The sequence below is a fragment of the Paenibacillus sp. 22594 genome (assembly GCF_052044425.1).
GTDB lineage: Bacteria > Bacillota > Bacilli > Paenibacillales > Paenibacillaceae > Paenibacillus_AQ.
Genome location: NZ_JBQENA010000007.1, coordinates 192714 through 217152, shown reverse-complemented (window position 1 = coordinate 217152; position 24439 = coordinate 192714). Strand labels below are relative to the sequence as shown.

Here is a 24439-nt window from a genome sequence, read left to right as displayed (position 1 = left end):
GCAACTGGGGTTGCGGGTGTGACAGGAGCGACCGGAGAAACCGGAGCGGCTGGAGCCACAGGTGTGACAGGAGCGACCGGAGAAACCGGAGCGGCTGGAGCTACAGGTGTGACAGGTGCTACTGGTGAAACGGGAGCCACTGGAGCTACGGGAGCAACTGGAGCCACAGGTGTGACAGGTGCTACTGGTGAAACCGGAGCAACTGGGGTTGCGGGTGTGACAGGAGCGACCGGAGAAACCGGAGCGGCTGGAGCCACAGGTGTGACAGGAGCGACAGGAGAAACCGGAGCGGCTGGAGCTACAGGTGTGACAGGAGCGACCGGGGAAACGGGAGCGGCTGGAGCCACAGGTGTGACAGGAGCGACTGGTGAAACGGGAGCGGCTGGAGCTACAGGTGTGACAGGAGCGACCGGAGAAACCGGAGCAACTGGAGCCGCGGGCGTGACAGGAGCGACAGGTGAAACTGGAGCCACTGGAGCTACGGGCGTGACAGGAGCGACAGGTGAAACGGGAGCTACTGGAGCTACAGGTGTGACAGGAGCGACCGGAGAAACGGGAGCTACTGGAGCCGCGGGCGTGACAGGAGCGACAGGTGAAACTGGAGCCACTGGAGCTACGGGCGTGACAGGAGCGACGGGAGAAACCGGAGCGGCTGGAGCCACGGGTGTGACCGGAGCGACCGGGGAAACCGGAGCCACTGGAGCTACAGGTGTGACAGGAGCGACTGGTGAGACTGGAGCGACTGGTGAAACGGGAGCGGCTGGAGCTACGGGTGTGACAGGAGCGACCGGGGAAACCGGAGTGGCTGGAGCTACAGGTGTGACAGGTGCGACCGGGGTAACCGGAGCTACTGGGGTTGCAGGTGTGACAGGATCGACCGGAGAAACGGGAGCCACTGGAGCTACGGGCGTAACAGGAGCGACAGGTGAAACTGGAGCAACTGGAGCCACGGGTGTGACAGGAGCGACCGGGGTAACTGGAGCTACTGGGGCTACGGGTGTGACAGGATCGACCGGAGAAACGGGAGCTACTGGAGCTACAGGTGTGACAGGATCGACCGGAGAAACGGGAGCAACTGGAGCTACAGGTGTGACAGGTGCGACTGGTGAAACCGGAGCAACTGGAGCTACAGGTGTGACAGGTGCGACTGGTGAAACAGGAGCAACTGGGGTTGCAGGTGTGACAGGAGCGACTGGTGAAACGGGAGCTACTGGAGCCACTGGTGCTACAGGCCCAAATGTTGCGGCGGAAGGGTTCTCCGCGCTTCTGCCAACATTTTCGGCTAGTGCCAGTACTCAGCTTGCCGGCTGGACGGTGACGTCACCGTATTACGACAGCGCCTCGTTTAACGAAACAGCAGGGAACTACACGGTCCCGGTTACGGGCCGGTACTCTTTTGAAGCCACCATCAACTACTCTACCACCGCAGCAATTTCGGTCGCGTTAGGGGCGGGGATCAACCCGGCATTTGTGATCCGGAGAACTTCTCCTGTGACTACAGATTTGGTAACTGGACTGTTCCCTCTGCTGAATGTGAACATTGCCCTGCTGTTGACCCTGAGAACGATCTTGGGCAACGGGACAGTCACCTTGACGGGTGAGTTTGATCTGACAGCAGGCGATGTGATCGGCCTCTTCTATGAGGCGGATGGTTTAACGGTTCCACTTGATCTGGGAGGCACCTCCTCGGGCGTGATCTGGTCCGTCCACAGATTCATCTAATGCTATCGTAAGAAGAACTGAATTTAGATTGCAGCCAAAAGGGGCCGACATCCATGGGGTGAAGGCCTCTTTTTTGAAAGATAAGAATTTATATGTTTCTCGCTATAAATTATCCTTCTCTTTCTCGCTGAAACGGATACCGTCGTTATAAGGACAGCGTAGCCGTTTCCACTTGCCTGGAAGCAGCATCACCAAACTCTGTAGATTATCGAACTTTTATTATAGATGACCTTATTTAGCATCTGCCGCTCTACGGGTACACTTGAAACATGGAAGAGAGAGACTGCTGAAGGAATCAGGAGGCGTAAGCGATGATCACTCATGAGAAAAGAAACGCGCTGGACACCGGGCAGCGGTTACCAGTGCGGATACATGCGAAAAGAAAATCCATGCTGGGGCATTTGCTGAAGCACAAGGTGCTGCTGCTGATGCTGCTGCCAGGTGTGATTTTCCTGCTCATTAACAACTACCTGCCGATGTTCGGGATCATCATTGCGTTCAAAAATATTAACTACGTAGACGGGATACTCGGAAGCCCATGGGTGGGGATGGATAATTTCAAATTCCTGTTCGCCACATCGGATGCCTGGATCATCACCCGCAATACGGTGCTGTACAATTTCGTGTTCATCATTCTCAATCTAGTGATAGCGGTATCCATCGCGATTGCTCTGAATGAGCTGAAGAATAAGCTGGCCGCCAAATTTTATCAGAGCATTATGTTCTTTCCGTATTTCCTGTCGATGGTGGTGGTGAGCTACCTCGTGTTCGCTTTTCTAAATGTTGAATACGGTTTCATGAACAAAGGCATTCTGGCGATGTTTGGGCTGAATGAGCTGAACTGGTACTCCGAGCCGAAGTATTGGCCGTTTATTCTGCCGCTGATCAACCTCTGGAAAGGCGTAGGGTATGGCTGCGTTATTTACCTTGCGGCGATTATCGGCATTGACAACGAATATTATGAAGCAGCGCTGATCGACGGGGCCAGCAAATGGAAGCAGATCCTCCATATTACGATCCCGCTCATCCGCCCGGTCATCATCATCACCACCATTCTCGCCATTGGCGGAATTTTCCGCTCCGACTTCGGGCTCTTCTACCAGACCACACTTAACTCCGGGGCGCTGTATCCGACGACACTCGTCATTGATACCTACGTCTATAACGCCTTGATCAATATGGGCAACCTGGGCATGTCCGCCGCAGCGGGTCTATACCAATCCATCGTCGGCTTCTTCCTGGTCCTGGGCTCGAACTGGATCGTACGCAAGGTCGACAAGGACCAGGCTGTTTTTTGATAAATGACTAAAGGTGAAAGTAACGGAGGTGAAGTTTGGAACTGCTGGAGCGATAGAGAACAACACCTTTGGAACGCAATGAAGAAAGGAGGATGGAACTGGTGACCAACAATGAAATATCCCGGCCGACGAATGTGATACTCCATATGATTTTCATCATCCTGTCGATCACCTGTCTGCTGCCGATTGTGCTGGTGTTCATGATTTCAATTACCGACTACGATTCCATTGTGCTGAACGGGTATCAATTTTTCCCCGAGAAGTTCAGTCTGGAGGCATATGCTTATATCTTCAAGGACTATACCGTCATTGTAAAAGCCTACGGCGTGTCCTTCTTCGTAACCATTGTCGGCACGCTGCTCAGCGTATTTATCTCTTCGTTGTATGCGTATCCGATCTCGCGGACTGACTTCAGGTACAGAGGTTTCTTCGCCTTCCTGATCTTCTTCACCATGCTGTTCGGCGGCGGGCTGGTGCCCTGGTATATGGTCTACACCCAGGTGCTGGATCTGAAGAACTCCATCTGGTCCCTGGTTATTCCGATGCTGCTGTCCCCGTTCAATGTGCTGATTATGAAGACCTATTTTCAGATGAGTGTCCCGCCTGCGCTGATTGAGGCCTCCAAGATTGACGGTGCCGGTGAGCTGCGGACGTTCTTCCAGATTGTGTTCCCGCTGTCGCTGCCGGTGTTCGCTACGATCGGACTGTTCAACACCCTGCATTACTGGAACGACTGGTTCAACAGCATGATCTTCATTACGGACACAGACCTCTATTCCCTGCAGTACCTGATGTACAAAATGATCTCCCAGGCGGACTACCTGAGCCGCAACGGGGCTTTGATTCAAGGCTCGGCGACGGAGCTTGCAAAACTGCCGGGTGAAACCATCCGCATGGCTATGGCACTGATCGGCATTGGTCCGATTGTGCTGGCCTATCCATTCTTCCAGCGGTATTTTATCAAAGGGTTGACGCTGGGCTCCATTAAAGGCTAACCTCGGATCATCCGATTAGCATATATTGACCATCAAGGGGAGGAAACAAGATATGGCAGGAAAAAAGGGCACGGGTCTACTGCTTTCACTTGTACTGCTGATAGGACTTTCACTAAGCGGATGCGGAGGCAACAACAGTAACAACGGGGCTGCCAAGGATGAGAACAAAGTGGAGAGCACCACCGCACCAGCCGCCTCGGATACAGCTACAGCTACAGCCGCAGCCACTGAGAAGACAAATGAGCTGGAACAGGTAGAACTGTCGCTCTATCTGCCTGGCGGGCCGGATAAGGATGTGGCCTCCGTAGAACAGGCGATCAATGATTATCTGAAGGATAAGATTAACGCTACGATCAAGATCAATCAGCTCAGCTGGGATAAACCGGCAGACAAGGTGAATCTGATGATCCAGTCCGGCGAAGTGTTCGATATGGTCTATACCTGGAACTTCATGACCAATGCTGCCAAGGGCGCGTATCTACCGCTCGAAGAGCTGCTGGACACCTACGCCAAGGAAACCAAGGCACAGATTAATCCGGCTTACCTGCAAGCCGCTACTGTTAACGGACATTTGTATGCGATTCCAACCGAGAAGGAACTGGGCCAGTCGGTAGGCTTTGCTTTTGACAAGGCGATTGTCGACAAGTATGGGTTCGATGTGAATAGCATCGCGAAGCTTGAGGATATTGAACCGATGCTGAAGACGATTAAGGAGAAAGAACCGGCCATCACACCGCTCTTTATGAACCACACCGACAGCCTGAACTGGTTCACCGTGTACCCGGACAGCGAGGACCTCGATGGCAGTAATGAAATTCCGACACTGCTCGATTACAAGACGATGAAGGTTTTTAACGAATACGATACTCCGGAGATTCTCGCACGGCTGAAGCTGATCCGGGAATGGTACAAAGCGGGCTATATCAACAAGAATGGCGCTACTGACAAAACAGAGCTGAAGGATGCCGTAAAAAGCGGCAAGGCCTGGTTCACCTACGGCAATATGAATCCAACGTCCACCAATGACTGGACCCGTCTCGCGGAGAAACCGATGATCATCAAAACCCTCCTGCCGGTACAGGTCAGCACCAAAAGCCTGCAGGGCTCCATGCTCGCCATCTCCAGAACCTCCAAAAACCCTGAGCGGGCCATGATGTTCATGAACCTGATTCATACCGATCCCGTCCTCTATAACCTGTTAACCTTCGGGATTGAAGGCAAGCATTATAAGAAGGTAGGCGACAATACGGTTGAATTTATTTCAGACAGCGGCTACAACTCCGTATCCTCGTGGATGATCGGGAATGTGCTGCTGAACTACCTGAACAAGGATGAAGATCCCAAACGGGTACAGCTCTATACCGACTGGAATAAAAACTCCAAGGTATCCCCTGTCATCGGATTTGTCTTTGATTCAACCAAGGTACAGTCGCAGATCGGAGCGCTGATCAACATTACGAAGCAATATAAGAATACCCTGTATTCCGGGGAAAAAGATCCTGAGCCGATTCTGAAGGAAATGAACAGCAAGCTGAAGGCCGCTGGACTGGATGCCGTGATAAGCGAAATTCAGTCGCAAATGGATGCATTTTTGGCCGCCAAATAAGATGTTGAATGATTAGCAGACCCGATATCCGGTAAAGTTCGGCCACCCCCCTGATTCTTACTGTCAGCTTGTAGCGGCCGCTTGCCAGGATGTCGGGTATTCCTATTCGCCGAATTAGCAGTTGGGGGCCCTGTTTCTATTCTAAATAGAAGAGGGTGTTAATGTGCGAATGTATAAAAATATAGCGTTACTGTCTCTTGTGTTCTGTATGCTGACAATGGTTTTGATGCCAAATGATCGTAGGGTATCCGCTGATCCTCCAGGGATAGCAGCAGCTATAGAGCAGCAAATTTCAGGTCCTGCGGTGAAAGTAAAACAAGAATCTGGCTCAAGTAGAGCTTCCAAAGCTTCGCTGCCGGTGACCGCCACAACCGCCACCTATAATCCATCGGGCTTGCTGTGGCAGGTAGGCGAGCCGGACGACAGCTCTGCCGAATTTACAGTTTACAATAATGTGTACAGCGATTTTGCCCTGCCTCTTCCAGCTTGCAGCAGTAATACGATCCCCAAAGGAATGAAGGCCGATATCAATGGAACGATGAATTTTACGTTTGAATTGGCGGCGGTTCCCCAGTATGGAGCCGAGTTCAGCTTCAAAGTAATTGATGCAAGCACCGCGATTCCCCAGCTTGCCGTATTCACAAATGGCCTTATGAGTGGATTGATTCAAATCACAGGTCTGAATAACGGCGAAACCGCTCTGGAGCATACCTGGAAACAAACCTACAGATTGTATATTCCCAAAGAGCAGCTGCACGTTGGCTCAAATGTGCTTAAGCTGGTGGTCGACCGTGGGTTGTATGCGGACCCTCAGGCTCCCGGTTATGACGGAGACTCCTATTTATGGTTCGAATGGGACTATTTCAAGCTGAAATCCCGGCCTCAGCAGGCGGATGAGCCGATACATGGGCGGTACGTGCATCTGGGAAGCACGCTTGCCGCAAATACTTTTAAATATGATGAGAACGCGATCCGCCATCTGGCGCCCATGACCAAATGGATGGGCATCGCCTACAGCGGCAATTGGATGCGCGCCTCCTTCTGGTCGGATACGAGCGCAGGCTGGGACCCGCAGGGGCGGAACTATCTGGCGACGATGCGTGATCTGAACCTTACGCCAATGGTCAATATTATCGGAGGCAACTGGAAGAACAATGCGGATCTGGTGGGCGGTACGATCAGCACGGCTTTGAGGAGTTATTATGCCGCTTTTGTCAGTAAATTCGGGGATTTGTACCAATACGCGGAGACGGGCAACGAACCCGGATTGTTCGGCTGGTCCCGGGCATCGATAATGGCGATTCATGAGCTAATGGATGAGGAGCGCCAGACCAACAGCCAGCCCTATCTAAAAATTGTGGCGCCCGGCTGGGCCTATTGGCCATATAACGGAATTCCTGACGGGTGGGAGCGGGACGCTGCCCAGCGCGAAGGGATTGAAGCGCTTTCAGATGTGACGAATGGACACAGCTATGGCGGAACCGGTGTCCAGCCGCTGCCGGGCGGCAGCCTGTATGAGAATCTGCAGGTATACCATGAAGCGGATGAGGGTTTCGGCAAAGAGATGGCCATGAGTGAAACCGGCAGCAATGACAATCATTCCGACAGTACGAAATACGGCACCTATGCGTACAGGTTCGCTTCCGCCTTTGACCGGGAGCTTCGCGGAGATATTGGCTATGTAGACCATATTATGCAGCATGCAGCCTTCTTCAATGACGGGACCGAGTTCGGATTATTTGATTCCGCCATCAACTGGAATACACATCGATTCGAGGATACGGCGGCTGTAGCCGCTAATAGCAATGAGCTTGGTGAAACGCGGCTAAAAACGTTCCGCAGGCTGGCCGCTGCGTATGCCACCCACGGGCGCCCGCTCAGCTACGAGATCCTGAATCCATCTGCACTGAACGAGAAAAAAGCGTATTTCCGCGCAGTCGATACCTCAGCGCTGGGCACGTCGGCCATAGGAGCTTCTGCAGATAAAATTCTGCTGAATTTCGTGAATTTTGAGACGCAGCCTGTGACGATGCAGGTGCGGGTCACTATGCCCGGCAGCGGGCAGTATGCCGGAGAGCGGTTTGGACCGGGCGACACCTATGCCGCCGCTCACTCCAAGGTCCAGCTTGAAGCAGCGCCGGACCTTACGCTCACGGTTACCCTGGGCGCCGGTGAGACGGTCCAGTATATTCTCGATGAGCTGGAGACTACTGCGCCAACTGCTCCAACCAGTCCGGCCGCAGTGGCGGTAAGCCATGAGCAGGTGAAGGTGACCTGGAATGCCTCAACCGACAACGATAGGGTCGTCAGCTACAATGTGTACCGGGATGATGGAGCAGAACCGGTGATGACCGTTCCGGGCCGGATTACTTTTTACAATGACTATACGGTAGCTCCTGAGACAGCGTACAGCTACAAGGTTCAGGCCGTGGATGATTTCGGCAACGTCTCGCCGTTGACCGCAGCCGTATCCGCAACCACACTGCCGATGCCGATTACGCCGCATGTGGCTGGAGATCCAACCAAATTCGAGGCGGAAGCCACAGCCTTTGCCCCGCCACTCAAAATCGGATACTACAGTATCGCTTCAGGAGGAAGGGTTGTGGAGCAGACCCATGCGGGAGGTTTGACGGTTCAGGGATTCTATTCAGAGAGCGGAGGAAGCTACACCGTAACTATTGCATACGCTTCCAACCAGGAGTCGAAGAAAAACATCCTCGTCAACGGACAAAAACAAACGACCGTGACGCTGCCGTCCACAGGAAGCTGGAACAGCAACTTTACCGCGAGGCAATATGGCATTACGCTCCAGCCGGGGTATAACATGATCAGCTTCACCTCCGCCGGGAACGGTGCCAATATCGATTATTTCAAGCTTAAGGAAGGAGCCTATGTTCCGGTCTCGGCCTGGTATACCATAGAGCATGATCATCCTTATATCGACTATGCCGGATTTACGACCGCTTCCAACGGTGTCTCTCACGTGACCTATGCGCCTGACGCCACAGCATCTTTCAATTTCAGGGGCATCGGGGTCCGCTGGAGATCGGATATCAAAAGCGATATGGGCAGCGCCGATGTCTACGTCGACGGGGAATATATGGAGACAGTAATCATTCCCCAGGCCGGAATGGAAGGTGAAAACCGGATGGTCTATGAGCTTACCGGGCTGGAGTACGGGCTGCACCGGATTGAGATCAAGGGGACCGACGGGCTGGTGATGGTCCATGGATTCGAATTCGAGAGCTACGAGTCCACACTTCCGGCACCACTTGCGGACCTGACCGTTACAGATATCGGCTGGAATATCGTGAACAGTGATGGCACTCCATCCTCCCATACCACGCCGCAACTAGGTGATTCCTTAATCTTCTGGGCCAAGGTGAAAAATATCGGAGTGCGCCCGACCCCGCTGAACACCTCCACGGGACTCGGGCAAATTACCGGCGGCGCCTTCTCTGTCAACGGTGGTGTCGTTTCCTGGTCGGACACGAACACTACAGTGATTCAGCCTGGAGAAGAGATCACGTTGACCGCCAACAGCAGCGCCCAAGGCACGCCCAAGTGGACAGTTCCGACCATTGGCGACTTCACGGTCAGCTTCTTCGTGAATGATATCTGGAGGTATGAGGAGATGAATAAGGAGAATAACAAATTGAGCGAGACACTAAGTATTAGTCTGAATTGAAAGCTGATGAGGACGCTGTAAAGCTATTAATCTGGATTGAAATCTGATGAGTGCGCTACAAAGCTTAGCTTCTGTCTCCCTACAGAAGCTAAGCTGATTCAAATGGAAGTAAGCGGGTTGAGCGTAAGTAACACGGGTTGATCGGAAGTTAACGGGTTGAAGCGGAAGTTAAGCTGGTTTATGCAGGATGTATCTGGATGTACTCGTTAATGGAGGTTGCTCCCAGGGTGAAACGAATTTAGGTGGAAATAGGAAAACTAATTTATGGAAACTTGTACTGCTGCGAATTCTAGGTGGAATTTGTATAACTAATTATGCTGAAAACGCCGTTGTTTGCTATTTGATCCATAATTAAGTAAACAAATTCCAACTAACCCTTGACTACAGACTGGAAATCGAGAATTAGTGATACTTTTTCCACTTTGTTAAGGTGCTTCTCTAGCTTTGAGAGGGTTGAGTATTGCATTTATTAGATGTTATTCCCTTTGAGACTCTGTAGGATTTCGAACTTTTTTTATAGATGACCTTATTTAGTCTCCGCCATTCCCCGACTACACTTAAGGTAGTGAGGAAATTATACAGGAGTAGAACGATCTGACGGTTTGGGGGCAGCGGAGCGTGCCCTTGCAGTTACGTTTTGGGGGACAGCGGAGCGTCCCCCTTGCAGTTACGGTTTGGGGGCAGTGAAGCGTGCCCTTGCAGTTACGTTTTGGGGGGCAGCGGAGCGTCCCCCTTGCAGTTACGGTTTGGGGGCAGTGAAGCGTACCCCTTGCAGTTACGTTTTGGGGGCAGCGGAGCGTCCCCTTGCAGTTACGGTTTGGGGGCAGCGGAGCGTACCCCTGCACTTGCGCAGGTGAACTACAGCCAAAGCGTCCCCGCAGGGGTAAAGCGCTCTCCGTACACTGCAGCCCGGGAGCACAATCCCTCCGCCCACGCCAGCTATCCGGGTGTCCAGAGGGCCGGGGCCCTTGGGGTCCCCCTTGGCTAAGGGGGATTTAGGGGGATCGAAATCACTCAAAAGGAAGTGCAACCATGCCAAGGCCTCTAACAAGGGAGGAGCAGGAATGGGTGGAGCGGATGCTCGCGTCCATGAGCCTGCGGGAGAAGATTGGGCAGACGATGCAGGATCATGCAGGGCGGCTGCCTTTCAAGGGAAACGATACTGAGGCGCTTGAGGCCTATTTGAAGACGTATCCAGTAGGCAGTTTTTTTATCGGCGGTGAGGTGATTCAGAAGGCGGCGGGCAAGGCGGCGGAGTACCGGGAGTGGACGGAGCAGCTGCAGCGGATCAGCAAATATCCGCTGCTGTTCTCCGGTGATTTGGAATTCGGCGCGGGATCGGCAGTCAAAAGCTTAACCGCGTTCCCGCCGCTCCTCGCACTGGCTGCTGCTGATGATGAGAGCTTGGCCTACGAATACGGTAAGTTTACGGCACTGGAAGGGCGGGCGGCGGGCTTTACCTGGGCGCTGGCTCCCGGTACAGATCTTTTGCTGAATTGGATGAATCCAGTCATTACTACGCGCTGTCTGGGGGATGATGCCAAACGGGCGGCAAGGCTGGCTGGTGCAGTCATGCGGGGGATGCAGGACCATGGCCTGGCAGCATGTGCGAAGCATTTTCCGGGAGACGGGGTGGATTACCGCGATCAGCATATTGTGACCACCATTAACGGCTTGACCGAGGAAGAGTGGCATGCCACCTACGGGCAGGTATCCCAATCTATGATTGATCAGGGCGTGCTTTCGTACATGACCGGGCATATTGCTCTTCCCTGGATGGAAGGAGATCAGGGGGAGAAGCCTGTACCGGCAACGGTGTCGGAGCGCATCACAACGGAGCTGCTACGGGAACGTATGGGGTTTGAAGGTGTGGTGCTGTCGGATGCGCTGGATATGGGCGGATTTCTGGCCTGGGGCAGTTATGAGAAACGGATAATCGACTGCTTCAACTGTGGAACGGATGTGCTGCTGTGGCCGGGTGTGGATTATTTCGGGGTGATGGAGCGGGCCGTCAGGGAGGGCACCGTCCGTATGGAACGGCTGGATGCGAGTGTCCGCCGTATTCTGGAGCTCAAGGCCAGGCTGGGTATGCATGGCATAGATGAAGAAGGTCGGGACCCGCGGGCAGTTCCGCTGCTGAACGACAAGTTGCCGCCGCAGCTGGATCTGGAAGCAAGGGGCCTGAGTCAGTCCCTCGCGGAGCGTTGTATTACACTTGTCCGCAACCGTGGCAATATCCTGCCGCTTGATCCGCAGACTACCCGCCGGGTGCTAGTGATCCTGCTGAACAAAGTGACGGAAGGCCGCAAGTATGAGCGGATGAATGTCTTTGTGGATCTTTTACGGGCGAGAGGGCTTCAGGTGGATATACTGGATGAATTTGAGCCGCTGGGCACGATCCGGAAATGGGAGTTGTCGGGGATTCGCTGGGATGCTGCTTTTGCACCTTACTTTTTGCCCTTGCACGGCATGATGAATACGGCCCGTCCGGTAGGTGAGGCGGCCAAAGCGATATGGGCAATGCAGCATGCAGAGACCATCCGGCCCATCGGGATTTCTTTTGCCACCCCATATTTGCTGCAAGATATGCCGTTTCTGGATGCGCTGGTCAATGCCTATTCGCTGCATGAGGAAACCGTGGAGCTTACGGTCAAAGCGCTGTTCGGGGAGTTGCCTTTTCAGGGACGGTCTCCGGTGAAGACGGACCTGCAGGGTGGTTCACTTGATCTAAGGGGGATGCATCATTTTGAGCACTGAGCGGAAGCCTGCGGAGGCGCTGGAACGTTTGTTTCAATACATGATCAAGGAAGCGCACCGGGGTGACTGGGGAATGGATATTGACCACTGGGATTGGGTGCCGGGGGTGGGTGTGATTTCGCTCATGGAGTACGCCACAGTCGGCGGGCAGGAGAAGGTCATGGAGTATCTGCTGCAATGGGTGAACCGCAACAAGCACAAGGCCGATGGGGTCAAAGTCATCAATGCTCTCGCTCCGTTCGCGATTTTTCCTGAGCTGTACCGCCAGACCGGTGACCCGTGGTTTCTGCAAAAAGCGATGTCCACCGCCGATTGGATGCTGAACACTGCGCCGGTCACGCGGGAAGGGGCACTGGAGCATACCGTTACGGAAAATGTGGATTTCCCGGAACAGGTATGGGCAGATACGGTGTTTATGGCCGTCTTGTTCCTGGCGCGTATGGGCGGGCTAACGGGAGAATCCCGGCTGGCCGATGCCGCACTGCGGCAGACGTTGCTTCACCTGCAGCTGCTGCAGGACCCGGCTACAGGACTGCTGTATCACGGCTGGAACAGCCGTGAGGGCAATCATATGTCTGCAGTCCGCTGGGCGCGGGCCAATGCATGGATTACCCTGGCGGTTCCGCAGATTGTGATGGAGGTTCAAGGCGTGGCTGACATTCCGGAAGAGCTACACAGCCGGTATTCATCGCTTGCGGCAGCCTTGCGGTCCTGCCAAGCCGGAAACGGACTATGGCATACGGTCCTGAACAGACCGGATTACGTTCAGGAGACTTCAGGCAGTGCGGGCATTGCCTGCGGATTCTTCAAGGGAGTGAGGAATGGCATGCTGGATTCCTCTTTTCTGGACTCTGCCAGGCTTGCCGTGAGCGGCGTTCTTCCGCTAATCGCGGAAAATGGCGAAGTACAGGGAGTATCCGGCGGCACGCCCGTCATGCCTTCGGAAGAAGCCTACAATACAATTGAAGTGTATCCTTCGCTCTACGGGCAGGGGCTAGTGATGCAGCTGCTTGCGCAGGAACTGGATCTGAAAGATTGCCAACTGTAGACCGGAACCGCAGCTGAACAATGAGCCCTCCCAAGAGGAAGTGGTCAACAGGAAAGTGTGGTTAGGATTTCCCTACCTAAAGGAAAGGAAGATCATTGTGAAGAAAACCGCAGAGGGAAGCAAGGCTCCTGAAACACCGGGTAAGGAGGAGACGGCCTATAAGCATGAGGCCATCGATCATCAGCGGATGCTGATCCGTAAAATGCAAATGCTGGAGCACCGGTATGACCCGGAGCTTCACTTGCTCTGGTCCCCGTTCAGCAGTCCGGGCTATCATACCACGCTGCGTGAGGCTGAGTTCATCCATTCTACGCGGGATTCGCTGTCTTATGCGCTGGGGCTGCTGGATACGGAGCTGCCAGCGTATGAGCAGCGGGCCTTCGATATTATCGCTCAGGTAGTGTCCCTTCAGGATACCGACCGCAGCCATGATACCTTCGGCATCTGGCCCTGGTTCTACGAAGAACCGCTGGCACAGATGGCGCCGCCGGACTGGAACTGGGCTGATTTCTGCGGCAGCCGGCTGGTCCAGGCTCTCTCGCGCCACGGCCGCAGGTTTCCCCAGTCTTTGCAGATGGCGGTTGCCCAATCCATTGAGTACGCCTGTGAGGCGATTATCAAGCGGAATGTCGGGCCGGACTATACGAACATCGCGATACTGGGGGCCTTCGTCACCAGAATCGCGGGGGAACAGCTGGGCCGCGGAGATTATGCGGAATATGGACTGAAGCGTCTGCAGAAGCTGTACGACTATACGATGGAACGCGGTGCTTTTCAGGAATACAACAGCCCGGTCTATACGTACATTGCCATCCTGGAGCTGTCCAAGCTTCATGCCGAAACCACAGATGACAAGGTGCGGATGCTCAGCCGCGGGCTGATTGATCTGAGCTGGAGGACGGTGGCCGGGTATTATCACCCTGCTACTGCGCAGTGGTCCGGGCCGCATTCCCGTTGTTATCAGACGCTGATTAATGATCAGAGCAAGGCGTTTTTGCAACTGGCGACTAAGGGGAGGGTGATGTTTTTTGACTGGGAAGAGCTGCCGTACGAAGAGGAATGGTATAAGAGCGGCTTTGAGTGTCCGGCTGCCTTTCTGGAGGCCTTCAGCGTTCCACGCACACAGGAAATCAGACAGCTCTATGAAGGGAATGCAGAGGATGGCAGCGGCAGGTGGGCGGTTACCTATATGACCCCACAGGTGAGTGTAGGATCTTTTACAACCAGTGATTTATGGAATCAGAGAAGACCGCTGCTGGCGTACGTGGATAATAACGGCATGCCGGCCTATATTCAGCTTCGCTGTCTGCATGACGGGTATGATTACTGCTCGGCCCGCTTCAAATCGAAGCAGGATCAAGGTCAGGTGCTGTTCGGCATTGATTTTATCACCGATGGTGGAGACACCCATCCCAATCTGGACCCTACCGGGGGCACCATCGAGGCTGATGATTTACGGCTGCGGCTGGAGATTGGCGGTCATTTGGATGGGGTTACTGCTGTGTCCACCAGGGAAGGGGCGATCATCCGAATCGGAGAGACCGAGTGTATTCTGACGACATGGTTTGCAGCATTTACAGGGCATTCAGGGGCGCAGCGTGACTGGACATGGGAGATTCAAAAGACTGCGGATTTACTCCTGGTGGAGCTGATCCTCTATTCGGGGCCACGGAGGAACATTGATTTCACGGCATTGCAGCAAGCGGCCATGGTATTCTCGCTGGATATCCAGCAGGTACCGGATGAATCCGGGCCGGAGCTGGAGCTGAAAGATGACGGAAGCCTGTGGGTAAGCTGCAGCGGGGAGGAGGCGGAAGCCTTCACGCTCCAGCTGCGCCCCGGTCCGGCGGAGTAGAGCTTGCAGGGGACGGCCCGTTAAGCTGCTCAAAAGCACAACAAAGAAGACAGGAACTTTCCTGCCTTCTTTGTTGTGTCCACGATAAAACGAAATCAGTAAAATTCTAATTGAAGTCTTTGGATGAACCTTTTCGATACCTGGGAAGGATGTTTTCCCTTATGGAGAACCCATCCATATTGAACAGGGGTTAAGCTAGGCATTTCAAACTCTATAGGAACAATCTCAGGCAGGATATCTGTGAATGAGTACTCGAGTCCGATAGTAATGGCGAGCCCGCGATTCACTGCATTTTGAATGGCTTTTGTATTATTTGTTGTAAAAAGAATATTTGCTTTTCCAAACTTGGAGATTAAAGCTTTGGTATGGTCCCAGAGATCCTTATCATCATACAATACCAACGTTTGTCCAACTAATTGTTCGGGCGTTATTTTCTTTTCAAAGGCCAGCGGCGAATTTTTATTTACACCTACAACCATTTTCCCTTCCAACAGTTTTTCAAAGGTCAAATGCTCGCTTTTTTCGATAAAATCCTCCGGTAACACGATTAACCCAATATCAATGTTGCTGTGTTCCAGATCATCTAATATCTCCCTCGGTCCCTTTTCGATAATTTCTATTTTGACCTGGGGATAATCTTCCTTGAATTTCGAAACAACATCTACGAGTAAATGCATAGGACCTGGTATGGTAGCTATCTTCAATTCCCCACTCAAAGTATTGCTGCAGCTTTTAGCCTCTTCTTTTAGCTCGTTTACTTTTACCAGGACTTCACTTGCTTTATTGATGATCTGCTGTCCCTCTATCGTTGGTATGGCTCCTAAACCACGGGAACGGGTGAATAAGGTCATGCCTAATTCGGTTTCTAGTAAAGAGATGGATTGGCTGATTGCCGATAAAGTGACATGTAAATCTTGAGCAGCTTTTGTAAAAGACCCCTTCTTCGCAACCTCAACAATGTATTCAATCTGTTCAAGATTCATCGTCAGCTCTCCTTATTAAGCTTTGATTAACTATAAGTAAATATAATTAAATTTTATTTAAATTTAGAGAGAGTTACACTGTATATGAAAGTACTTTCAATGGAAAATATTAATGTTCTCATTACTATTTTAGTCTATTACATCACCGTAGAGGAGGAGAATTTGATGAGCCATACAAGAGTAGCAGTGATCACAGGTGGTGCAAGCGGAATAGGGAGAGCCACAGCCTTAAAATTTGCAAGTAAAGGTGATCAGATTGTTGTCGCTGACTTTAATGAAGAAGGCGGCAAGAAGACGGTAGAATTGATTAAGGAAGCGGGCGGCGAAGCTATATTCGTCAGAACGGACGTGTCAAAATTTGAAGAGGTCGAGGCGCTTATTGGACAAGCAGTTGCTGCTTTCGGCAGAATCGATGTGATGTTTAACAATGCGGGCATTGGGCGTAATACGCCTGTCCTGGATCAGAACCTGAATGACTATCAGAGTGTAATCAATGTCAATCAGCATGGTGTTGCCTATGGCATCATTGCCGCTGGTAAAAAAATGAGGGAACTCGGAATTAAAGGTGTGATTATCAATGCTGCCTCTGTTTTCGGCTTTCTGGCATCCCCGGGTACCTTTGCCTATCATGCTTCCAAAGGTGCTGTCATTATGATGACTAAATCAGCCGCATTAGAATTGTCCCCATATGGAATACGGGTTGTGGCGGTTGCGCCGGGTGCGGTGGATACACCTATTATCCAGGGATATAAAGATCAGGGCTTGGTCGAATCCATGAAAGCCAAGGTCATTGGAAATAAACTGACAACACCCGAGCAGGTAGCCGATTCCGTCTATTTGCTTACCTTGGATGAGGCCAGTGCAATCAACGGCAGCGTTGTTATGGCTGATGAAGGATATGCTTCGTTTAAATAAATGATGGATCAGTTAACACTAAAACAAAAAGACTCCGCAGTAGCTAAGTGAGGCTGCTGCGGAGTCTTTTGTCTGCTTAACTTGTCATTTGAGAGCTATATCGGCTTCTACTGCAGAATTGCAATAAAATCGTCCTTAAACCGCTCATAATCGGTAACCCGGCATTCCAGCTTCAGGCGTGTGCCCTCCTCCTCATAGCTGACCGACTGCACATCGGCATGGTCATTGAAGTAGGAAACCACGCTGCCGCGGTCGAACGGAACGAGAATTTCACACTGGATATAATCATTGAACACGTGCCCGCGGATCAGCCCGATCAGCTCGGCGATTCCGCTATTTTGCTTAGCGGAAAGGGTAACGGAATCCTCAGCCACCACGGGATAAGGCAGATTCGTCAGGTCGGCTTTGTTATAAGCGATAACGGTCGGGATTCCATCTGCACCCAGCGCCTTCAGGGTCTCCTCCGTTACGGTCATATGCTGGCTGACTTGCGGATCGGAAATGTCGGCTACATGAATCAGCAGGTCAGCTTCGGTCACTTCTTCGAGCGTAGAACGGAAGGCTTTGACCAGATGATGGGGGAGCTGGCTGACAAAACCGACCGTGTCGGTAAGCAGGAAGGTCTTGTGGTCCGGCAGCTCAATACTGCGTACCGAGGTCTCCAGTGTGGCGAACAGCATATCCTTAGCCAAAACCCCTTTTTCCGAGCCGGGGTGGAAGGTATCTACCAGTGTATTCATCAGACTGGATTTACCGGTATTGGTATAACCGACAAGACAGACCACGGGCACCTCGTTTTTGCGCCGCTGCTTCCGCTGGATCTGCCGCCGGGCTACCTGAGTCTGCAGCTCCAGCTGCAGCGCGGTGATTCGCTCCTCGATTCTGCGCCGGTCCAGCTCAAGCTTGGTTTCCCCGGCACCGCGGTTCTTCAGTCCTGCGCCGCCGCCTTGTCTGCCGAGGGACTCACGCATCCCGGTCAGCCGGGGAAGCATATACTGCAGCTGTGCCACCTCCACCTGGAGCTGGGCTTCCTTTGTCTTGGCACGCTCGGCAAAAATATTCAGGATCAGCACGGTCCGGTCGATGACCTGGCGATCCAGCGCCGACTCCAGATTGCGGATCTGGGAAGGCGACAACTCATCATTAAAGATAACAACCGGAGCATCGTGCGCCTCCATAAGGGCACTCAGTTCGGTGATTTTACCTGTCCCGATATAATGCGACGGGTTAATCCGGCTGGATTTCTGGCTCAGCTCGCCAACCACCTCCAGCTCACAGGCCGCCGCCAAATTGCGCAGCTCCTCCATGGAATATGCGAAATCCTTATCATTCTGCAGTTGAACACCGACGATCACTGCCTTTTGCTGTATAGTTTCAGTTTCCATATATTGTTTAACCTCCACGATTAAATTTGATGAATTCTTCTTTTAATCCAAAAATAATGAAAAAAAGCACAGGCAGCCGTCTGCCTGTGCTAACAGTATTCATAGAGGACAACAGAATAGGATGGAGGGGAGGGATTCTCTCCCAGTCTCTCCGTCAGCATCTTCCCACAGCAAACAATGAATGTACTGAAAATGCAGCGGCCAGGCGGAACAGCAAGCTGCTCCACCCGCATGCCGCGGCGGTTCATTGATATGGTGTATGGAGATGCAATGATTCCTAAAGGCGTGTGCCGGCTTCCGTTCCTGTCTGCCGGACAAAAGTTCAAGCTACGGGTTGCCTTCAAAAATGGATAGACCTATCCTGAGTCCTCTGCACGGGGCAGAGCTTTCGCGCTATACAATTAGCTTAGCCGCGTAAAGTACGAATCCGGATATAGTCTATCACACGCAACCCTCCGTTCTAAAAAGTTACGTTGATTTTAGCACATCTGCCGCGAACTGGCAACTTGCACCAATTCAGGAAGTGCCCGAATATGTGGTCAGCATGCACGTCTGCCGTTTTATCTAGAAACTTCCAAATTCTACTGCATACCCTATAAGAACGACGTTACTAGAAGGAGGATGACCTGTGCCTTATCTATTTACCAACACATTAACGAGCAGACCTACCAGAGGGCTTGGAACCATCAGCCAGGTAGTAGTAAAAGTGGTCAACAACGGATCATCCAAAGCTGTGGTGTATATAACAGGTCTCAATAATGATGTAACCCCGGAAACGTTGTTTGCCCAGGAGTTATTTGAGGTGAATTACCGGGAGGTGGTGACCAAAACCTATAACATCACCCAAATTTATTTTCAATTCAATGCAGTCTATTCCCAGGAACAGATGCAGATCCAGATTTTCCTTGTAGACAGTTCAGGTATCTTGGCGCCTGTTCCGCTGGAACAGCTGGAAGTCAGCCGGATCACCTCAGAATTCCGGGAAAATATCGCTGTGACTACATCCGACTTCGCGCTTATCAGCTTCCGCAGAAATGCAGCGGTTGTGATTCCGGAGGCTGTTGCCGCTGAAATCAAACCGGACAGTCTGGACATTCTGGCCTCTACACCTGTCCGGTACAAAATCGTGGCCGGCGGCACCGTGAACGGCACCTTCGTCAGTTACCCTACACCCACTACGGCAATACCGGTCACTGAAACAGCGCTGCAGGTGAATTATACCTGCACGACGGTGACAGGCGGAAGAGTCATCACCCAGGGTATCGGCTCAGGGATAGCCGGGGCCTATCAGAATGTAGCAGCGGAGCTGGCGGATCAGCAGCTCCAATATGACCTGACGGATGAGATTATTACGCTTGTGGTCAGTTCGCTTGCGGGTTCAGACAACCTGGCTGCGGTGTTCAGAATGTCCGAACAATGGTAAGTTCAGGGCGCATCAGGCCCGCTCTGGTCAGCCGACCCATTCCTGGCGCAACGTGAACAGATCCTTCAGCGCATCGGTGGATAGCTCGGTAATCCAGCCTTCGGAGCTTGCGATCACATCATCACTGAGCTGCTGTTTGCTCTCCAGCATTTCATCTATTTTCTCCTCCAGCGTTCCCAGCGAGATGAATTTATGCACTTGCACATCCTTGGTCTGGCCCATGCGGTATGCACGGTCCGTGGCCTGATTCTCGACAGCCGGATTCCACCAGCGGTCGAAATGGAAGACATGGTTGGCTGCGGTCAGGTTCAGGCCAACGCCTCCCGCCTTCAGCGAGAGGATAAATATATTCGGCTGGTCAGACTGCAGCTGACCCTCTGCCGGTGAGGCTTCCCCCTCCGGCGGCGAGGGTGCCTGAAACCGTTCAATCATGCGGTCACGGGCGCTTTTGGGCGTACTCCCGTTCAGATACAGCACTGGCTCCTGCAGCTCCTGCGACAGCACGGCCTGCAGCATTTTACCCATGCCTACATATTGGGTGAAGATCAGGCAGCGCTCGTTCTCCTCGCGCAGTTCCCGCACCATGGCCAGAAGCCGCTCCAGCTTCGCTGACCGCTCAATCAAGGGAGCCGTTTCAATGCGGCCCTCTGAATCTGCCTCAGGTAGGGCCTCTTTGCTTAGCAGCATTGGATGATCGCACAGCTGCTTGAGGCTGGTCAGTGCTGCCAGAATGGCCCCTTTGCGCTCAATGCCCTCCAGCTTTTGCATCCGTTCCAGGAGCCCATTGACGTTCTGGTCATACAGGGCTGCCTGTTCAGCGGTGAGGTGAACATAGGTTTTCATCTCATTTTTGTCAGGAAGATCAAGCTGAATGGCCGGATCTTTTTTCTTGCGGCGCAGCATGAACGGCTTGACCATCCGCTGCAGATCCGCTGTCCGCTTCGGATCGCGTTCCTTTTCTATAGCGTTTGCGAACCGGTCCTGGAAGGATTTTGCGCTGCCCAGGTATCCCGGTGTGATGAAGTCGTAGATCGACCACAGCTCGGAGAGCCTGTTCTCGATCGGTGTTCCCGTCAGCGCGATCCGGTGCAGCGCCGGAAAGCTGCGGACGGCTGAGGACTGCTTGGTCCCGGCATTTTTGATGTTCTGCGCTTCATCAAGGCAGACTGCAGCCCAGGTGAATTGCTTCAGCAGCTCCTGGTCGAGTGCAGCCGTGGCATAGGAGGTCAGAACCACATCGGCCTGCGAAGCAGCGCCGTAGAAGTAGCCTGCATCCAGCCGTTTGCCTCCATAATGCAGCATTACGTTCAGGGAAGGGGCGAAGCGCTGCAGCTCCTTCTGCCAGTTGCCGAGTACAGATGTCGGACAGATAATCAGGGCAGGCCAGCCGGGCGGGTCTGTCTGCCGCAGCCGACCCGCAGCAGGGTCCGCTTCAGCCGCTTCCTGCTGATCCTTCAGATGGAGCAGATAGGCAATCAGCTGCACGGTTTTGCCGAGGCCCATGTCATCAGCCAGAACGGCTCCGAGGCCAAAGCGGCGCAGGAAAGCCAGCCAGGCATACCCTTCCTGCTGGTAGCTTCGAAGCTCTGCGTGAAGTCCGGCAGGCACCGCGGGCTGCGGCCACTGTTCGCGCTGCCCGAGCTGGCCGATCAGCTGAACCAGATGCGCGTTCAGCTCGACCTCCAGCCGGAAGCGTGCGGCCTCCTCCTCGGCCTGTTCAGCAGAGGCTTCGGCAGCCTCATCTTCGCTGCTGCCGAGCAGATGCAGCTGTAATACATCCTGGAAGGACAAGCCCTGCGACTTGTCCATTCCGGCCATGGCCCGCTGAATCTGGGCCAACAGAGCCGGGTCCAGGGGAATCCACTGGCCCCTGAACTTCACGAGCCGCTCGCCGCGCGCGACAAGCTCCGCGAACTCCGCCTCGGAGAGGTCGGCGTCGCCGATGGAGATGCGCCAGTCGAAGTCGACCAGCGCATCCAGCCCAAAGAGCGACCCGCCGCCGCGGCTGCCCTCGCCGGAGCTGATCTTGGCGCGCAGGCGCGGCTTCTTCCGGCTGGCGGCCTCCCACCACGCCGGCAGCAGCACCTGCCAGCCGGCCTCCAGCAGGCGCCGGCTGTTGACCGTCAGGAACCGCCACGCGACCTCGTCGCTAAGCGGTTCTCCCAGCACATCGCGCCCGCGGCCGATGTGCTCGCCGGGCAGGCTGTCCCGCAGGCGCGACAGCCACCCGGCCGCCCGCTCGTGGACGTGCTCCGTCCACGGCGCGGGCCAGCGGCCATGCGGCTCTCCGTCATCCGAGAGCCGCAGCGGCACAAGCGCGGATTCGTCGCGCTTGTCCTGGAGCAGCAGCTGCAGCCGCCAAGAGGACGAGTCCTCGTCCGGCTCCAGCAGCTGCAGCGCAGGGCGGAACGGCGCGCTGTCCGCCTTCCAGCCGATGGACATCAGCCAGCTGTCCGCGTCCATCCCGGCGGCCTGGGGCCCGCTGCGGCTGAACAGCAGCGGGAATTCGCTCCGCAGGTCGCCGGCTTCGGCTTCCGTGCGGTAATACCGCTGAAAGACCGCCGCCGAGAAGGCGGCCTGCAGCCCTTCCGCAAGAGCGCTGCGCTCCTGCAGCCCGCGCAGCGCTTCCGCAGCGGCGGGACTGCCGGCGGCCGAGCGCGTAAGCGCCTGGCCGTCCCAGTCCCAGCGCAGCTGGCCTTCGCGGAAGGCAGAGAAGCTGGGGACGTACTGCTTGTCGTCCAGCAGTGCAGCCAGAACCGGGGCTAGTTCGGTCAGCAGCGCCGCGTTGCCTTCCCAGCTCCAGCCGATATGCCGGAGCACCTGAAGTTCCGCGAAGAACGGGATCACCTGCTCGGCGGGAAGAATGACAAGCTCGACGCCGTCGGCGCTCTGGGTTGTCAATTCCGTTCCATAGAAGGAGTCCTCGTGCCAGGCGAACAATTGCTGTTTGAGCAGCAGACCGGGGACATAGTCATCCCTCTCATTAATGCCGTAGATCAGGGCATCGCCATATTGGCTCAAAGCCAGCTGGATGGTAATATTTCGCGTGTGCATACTCATGGGATCAGCTTTCCTTTCCGCAGCTCCTCCTGCAGTGCGCGAAGCCGGCTGTGCTTGGCGGTGAAGGCTTCCAGGAATTCTTCCCACCGGGCCTCGCGCTTCATCTTCTTGTACAGCTTGGCTAGTCGCTTCAATAACTTCACGGCAGCCTTATAGCTGTGCCGGTTCTTCTCCAGCACGAACCGTTCCGCCGCCTGATGGTAGAACGGCAGCAACAGCTCCGGCGCGTTCTTCTCTACCGGCTGCAGGTCGCTGACCCGGAAATCGGAAGGCTCTTTGCCGGCGGCCAGCTGATAGTCCATCCATTCCCGCCATTTGCCGGCAGCCAGCAGCTTCTCTTCGTAGATATCCTGTGAGAGCGGCAGCATCCCAGATAGGGTGTTCCACATTTGGGGCTCTGCTTCCGGCAGATGACGCACGGCGTCCTCCCAGTAAGCGGCATAGCCTTGCAGATTATAGAGGCGGCTGTTCAGCAGCGGGCCTGTAGCTTCAAGCCAGGCCGCAAGGCGGGACCAGTGCCCGGCTTCGGCGAGCGGCGGGAGAAAGCCCATCAGCTCGTCCGGATGAAGGCCGGGACGCTCCGATGCGGCAGCCAGCCGCTCCCAGGCCGCTTTATCGTCGTTTAGGTAGAAGTACATCCGGCTCTCCGCCAGCAGCAGTGCGGAGCGGTTCGCTGCGGCGCCGAGCGCGCTTGCACGTTCCCGAAGTGCATCAAGTTCTTCCAGATACAGCTCCGAGCCGCTGGTGTTCGGGGCAATCCAGTGATTCCAGAGCCGGTCGTAGCAGAAAGAGAAGTACGGCTGCTCCCGCAGACGGTCGCGTGATTCCGTCAGCATTTCAAGCTGGACGTAATCCAGGGTTTCTCTAACCCGGGGCCATTCCTCCGGCTCTGAAGCCAGCGGCAGGCCCGACTTCATAAGACGCGTAACCGCCTCCTTAAGCTCAGAGACCGCAATAGCCGTGTAGTATCCTAGCGAATAACTTGAAGAGGAGGGGGTTCCTGCGTGATATGGGCTGATTGGCTGAATCAGGCTCTCCAGAATGAACAGATGGGCATTAAGCTGGAACAGCAGCGCAGCGGCAGGGGCCAGCTCTGCTTGTGCCTCCATGATGGCGGACAGCGCTCTGCCGGAATACTGCGGATTGCGCACGGACTGTGCCAGCGGTGCGGTGAGCAGTGCCATGTATTCGCGCCACTGCGCAACCGTTGCTCCTGGTATCAGTCCGGCGAGTTTCTTCGCCTGTTCCTGCCGGCTGCCGGAGACACTGGCAGCGGCAGAAGCCTCTAAGGCCTCTATCTTCTTCCGGTCGATGACTGCCTTGGCATTGGCGAGCATGTTCACAGACCGCTCCTGCGACTCGGCGACATTCATCAGCACCGCCGCCATATGCTTGCAGGGTCCCTGCACCGGGCAATCGCAATGGCTTTCCGTCAATTGGTCCAGCTCGAGGCTGACGGCATAATCCTCTCTGCCCTCGACTACCGCCATTATTCTCCGCGATGAGATCATCCGGAGAGACTTTACGCGGTTTTGCTTATAATATTGAAATCCCCGCTTGAGAGTCAGATCCTCAAAATAATAGGCCACATCCGAGATGAGCTTGTCCCATTCGGCATCGTTGATCATCAAATTAGGCTGCATTTGGGTTAATCTCCTGTACAAAAGTCTGTGTGAATCCGGTTGGTTCAAACGGAATCTATAT

Annotated in this window: 15 protein-coding genes; 11 read left to right on the top strand and 4 right to left on the bottom strand. The window is 54.1% G+C overall.

The genetic code is table 11. The features are described from left to right. The 8 genes from ACTJKB_RS22055 to ACTJKB_RS22020 all read left to right on the top strand — a co-directional run. Nucleotides 1-1722: autotransporter outer membrane beta-barrel domain-containing protein (locus ACTJKB_RS22055; protein WP_440836520.1), on the top strand; the 1722-nt coding region annotated here is incomplete at its 5' end. A gap of 311 nt (nt 1723-2033) precedes the next feature. Beyond that, a complete protein-coding gene (locus ACTJKB_RS22050) occupies nt 2034-3020 on the top strand; it encodes an ABC transporter permease (protein WP_440836519.1) in 987 nt (328 codons plus the stop codon). Nucleotides 3021-3112: 92 nt separating this feature from the next. After that, complete coding sequence (locus tag ACTJKB_RS22045) at nt 3113-4015, top strand: carbohydrate ABC transporter permease (RefSeq protein ID WP_440836518.1); 903 nt, start codon at nt 3113-3115, stop codon at nt 4013-4015. A gap of 52 nt (nt 4016-4067) precedes the next feature. Beyond that, nucleotides 4068-5621, top strand: a complete 1554-nt coding sequence (locus tag ACTJKB_RS22040) for an ABC transporter substrate-binding protein (protein WP_440836517.1) — start codon at nt 4068-4070, stop codon at nt 5619-5621. A gap of 304 nt (nt 5622-5925) precedes the next feature. After that, nucleotides 5926-9309: a carbohydrate-binding domain-containing protein gene (locus ACTJKB_RS22035; RefSeq protein ID WP_440836516.1), complete on the top strand. Its 3384-nt coding sequence runs from the start codon at nt 5926-5928 to the stop codon at nt 9307-9309. Nucleotides 9310-10341: 1032 nt separating this feature from the next. Continuing rightward, nucleotides 10342-12066, top strand: coding sequence for a glycoside hydrolase family 3 protein (locus ACTJKB_RS22030; RefSeq protein WP_440836515.1), 1725 nt, complete (start codon nt 10342-10344; stop codon nt 12064-12066). After that, nucleotides 12056-13114 carry a glycoside hydrolase family 88/105 protein gene (locus ACTJKB_RS22025; RefSeq protein WP_440836514.1) on the top strand — a complete coding sequence of 353 codons (1059 nt, stop codon included), beginning with the start codon at nt 12056-12058 and terminating at the stop codon, nt 13112-13114. Before ACTJKB_RS22030 ends, ACTJKB_RS22025 begins: the two co-directional genes overlap by 11 nt. Nucleotides 13115-13211: 97 nt before the next feature. Continuing rightward, nucleotides 13212-14969, top strand: coding sequence for a hypothetical protein (locus ACTJKB_RS22020; RefSeq protein ID WP_440836513.1), 1758 nt, complete (start codon nt 13212-13214; stop codon nt 14967-14969). Between the two features lie 95 nt (nt 14970-15064). Here ACTJKB_RS22020 and ACTJKB_RS22015 read toward each other — a convergent pair whose 3' ends face one another. Then, the gene (locus tag ACTJKB_RS22015) at nt 15065-15952 is read right to left on the bottom strand and encodes a LysR family transcriptional regulator (RefSeq protein ID WP_440836512.1); all 888 of its coding nucleotides are present in this window, start codon (nt 15950-15952) and stop codon (nt 15065-15067) included. A gap of 165 nt (nt 15953-16117) precedes the next feature. Between ACTJKB_RS22015 and ACTJKB_RS22010 the strand changes: the two genes are divergently transcribed. Continuing rightward, nucleotides 16118-16867: an SDR family NAD(P)-dependent oxidoreductase gene (locus tag ACTJKB_RS22010; RefSeq protein ID WP_440836511.1), complete on the top strand. Its 750-nt coding sequence runs from the start codon at nt 16118-16120 to the stop codon at nt 16865-16867. Between the two features lie 107 nt (nt 16868-16974). Here ACTJKB_RS22010 and hflX read toward each other — a convergent pair whose 3' ends face one another. Beyond that, nucleotides 16975-18252, bottom strand: a complete 1278-nt coding sequence (gene hflX / locus ACTJKB_RS22005; protein WP_440836510.1) for a GTPase HflX — start codon at nt 18250-18252, stop codon at nt 16975-16977. Between the two features lie 177 nt (nt 18253-18429). Here hflX and ACTJKB_RS22000 point away from each other — a divergent pair, with 177 nt between their 5' ends. Both ACTJKB_RS22000 and ACTJKB_RS21995 read left to right on the top strand, forming a co-directional pair. Then, nucleotides 18430-18606: a hypothetical protein gene (locus tag ACTJKB_RS22000; RefSeq protein ID WP_440836509.1), complete on the top strand. Its 177-nt coding sequence runs from the start codon at nt 18430-18432 to the stop codon at nt 18604-18606. A 274-nt stretch (nt 18607-18880) separates the two neighbouring features. Beyond that, nucleotides 18881-19675, top strand: coding sequence for a hypothetical protein (locus ACTJKB_RS21995; RefSeq protein WP_440836508.1), 795 nt, complete (start codon nt 18881-18883; stop codon nt 19673-19675). Between the two features lie 27 nt (nt 19676-19702). Here ACTJKB_RS21995 and ACTJKB_RS21990 read toward each other — a convergent pair whose 3' ends face one another. Together ACTJKB_RS21990 and ACTJKB_RS21985 are read right to left on the bottom strand one after the other, a co-directional pair. Then, nucleotides 19703-22735: a DEAD/DEAH box helicase gene (locus tag ACTJKB_RS21990; RefSeq protein WP_440836507.1), complete on the bottom strand. Its 3033-nt coding sequence runs from the start codon at nt 22733-22735 to the stop codon at nt 19703-19705. Further along, nucleotides 22732-24378, bottom strand: coding sequence for an SWIM zinc finger family protein (locus ACTJKB_RS21985; RefSeq protein ID WP_440836506.1), 1647 nt, complete (start codon nt 24376-24378; stop codon nt 22732-22734). The genes ACTJKB_RS21990 and ACTJKB_RS21985 overlap by 4 nt, the downstream gene beginning before the upstream one ends. Between the last annotated feature and the right edge of the window lie 61 nt (nt 24379-24439).

What these genes read in the sequence shown, in the direction of transcription:
- ACTJKB_RS22050 (WP_440836519.1), top strand. Translation starts at nt 2,034, where the DNA reads ATGATCACTCATGAGAAAAGAAACGCGCTGGACACCGGGCAGCGGTTA.
- ACTJKB_RS22045 (WP_440836518.1), top strand. Translation starts at nt 3,113, where the DNA reads ATGGAACTGGTGACCAACAATGAAATATCCCGGCCGACGAATGTGATA.
- ACTJKB_RS22040 (WP_440836517.1), top strand. Translation starts at nt 4,068, where the DNA reads ATGGCAGGAAAAAAGGGCACGGGTCTACTGCTTTCACTTGTACTGCTG.
- ACTJKB_RS22030 (WP_440836515.1), top strand. Translation starts at nt 10,342, where the DNA reads ATGCCAAGGCCTCTAACAAGGGAGGAGCAGGAATGGGTGGAGCGGATG.
- ACTJKB_RS22015 (WP_440836512.1), bottom strand. Translation starts at nt 15,952, where the DNA reads ATGAATCTTGAACAGATTGAATACATTGTTGAGGTTGCGAAGAAGGGG.
- ACTJKB_RS22010 (WP_440836511.1), top strand. Translation starts at nt 16,118, where the DNA reads ATGAGCCATACAAGAGTAGCAGTGATCACAGGTGGTGCAAGCGGAATA.
- hflX (WP_440836510.1), bottom strand. Translation starts at nt 18,252, where the DNA reads ATGGAAACTGAAACTATACAGCAAAAGGCAGTGATCGTCGGTGTTCAA.
- ACTJKB_RS22000 (WP_440836509.1), top strand. Translation starts at nt 18,430, where the DNA reads ATGAATGTACTGAAAATGCAGCGGCCAGGCGGAACAGCAAGCTGCTCC.
- ACTJKB_RS21990 (WP_440836507.1), bottom strand. Translation starts at nt 22,735, where the DNA reads ATGAGTATGCACACGCGAAATATTACCATCCAGCTGGCTTTGAGCCAA.
- ACTJKB_RS21985 (WP_440836506.1), bottom strand. Translation starts at nt 24,378, where the DNA reads ATGCAGCCTAATTTGATGATCAACGATGCCGAATGGGACAAGCTCATC.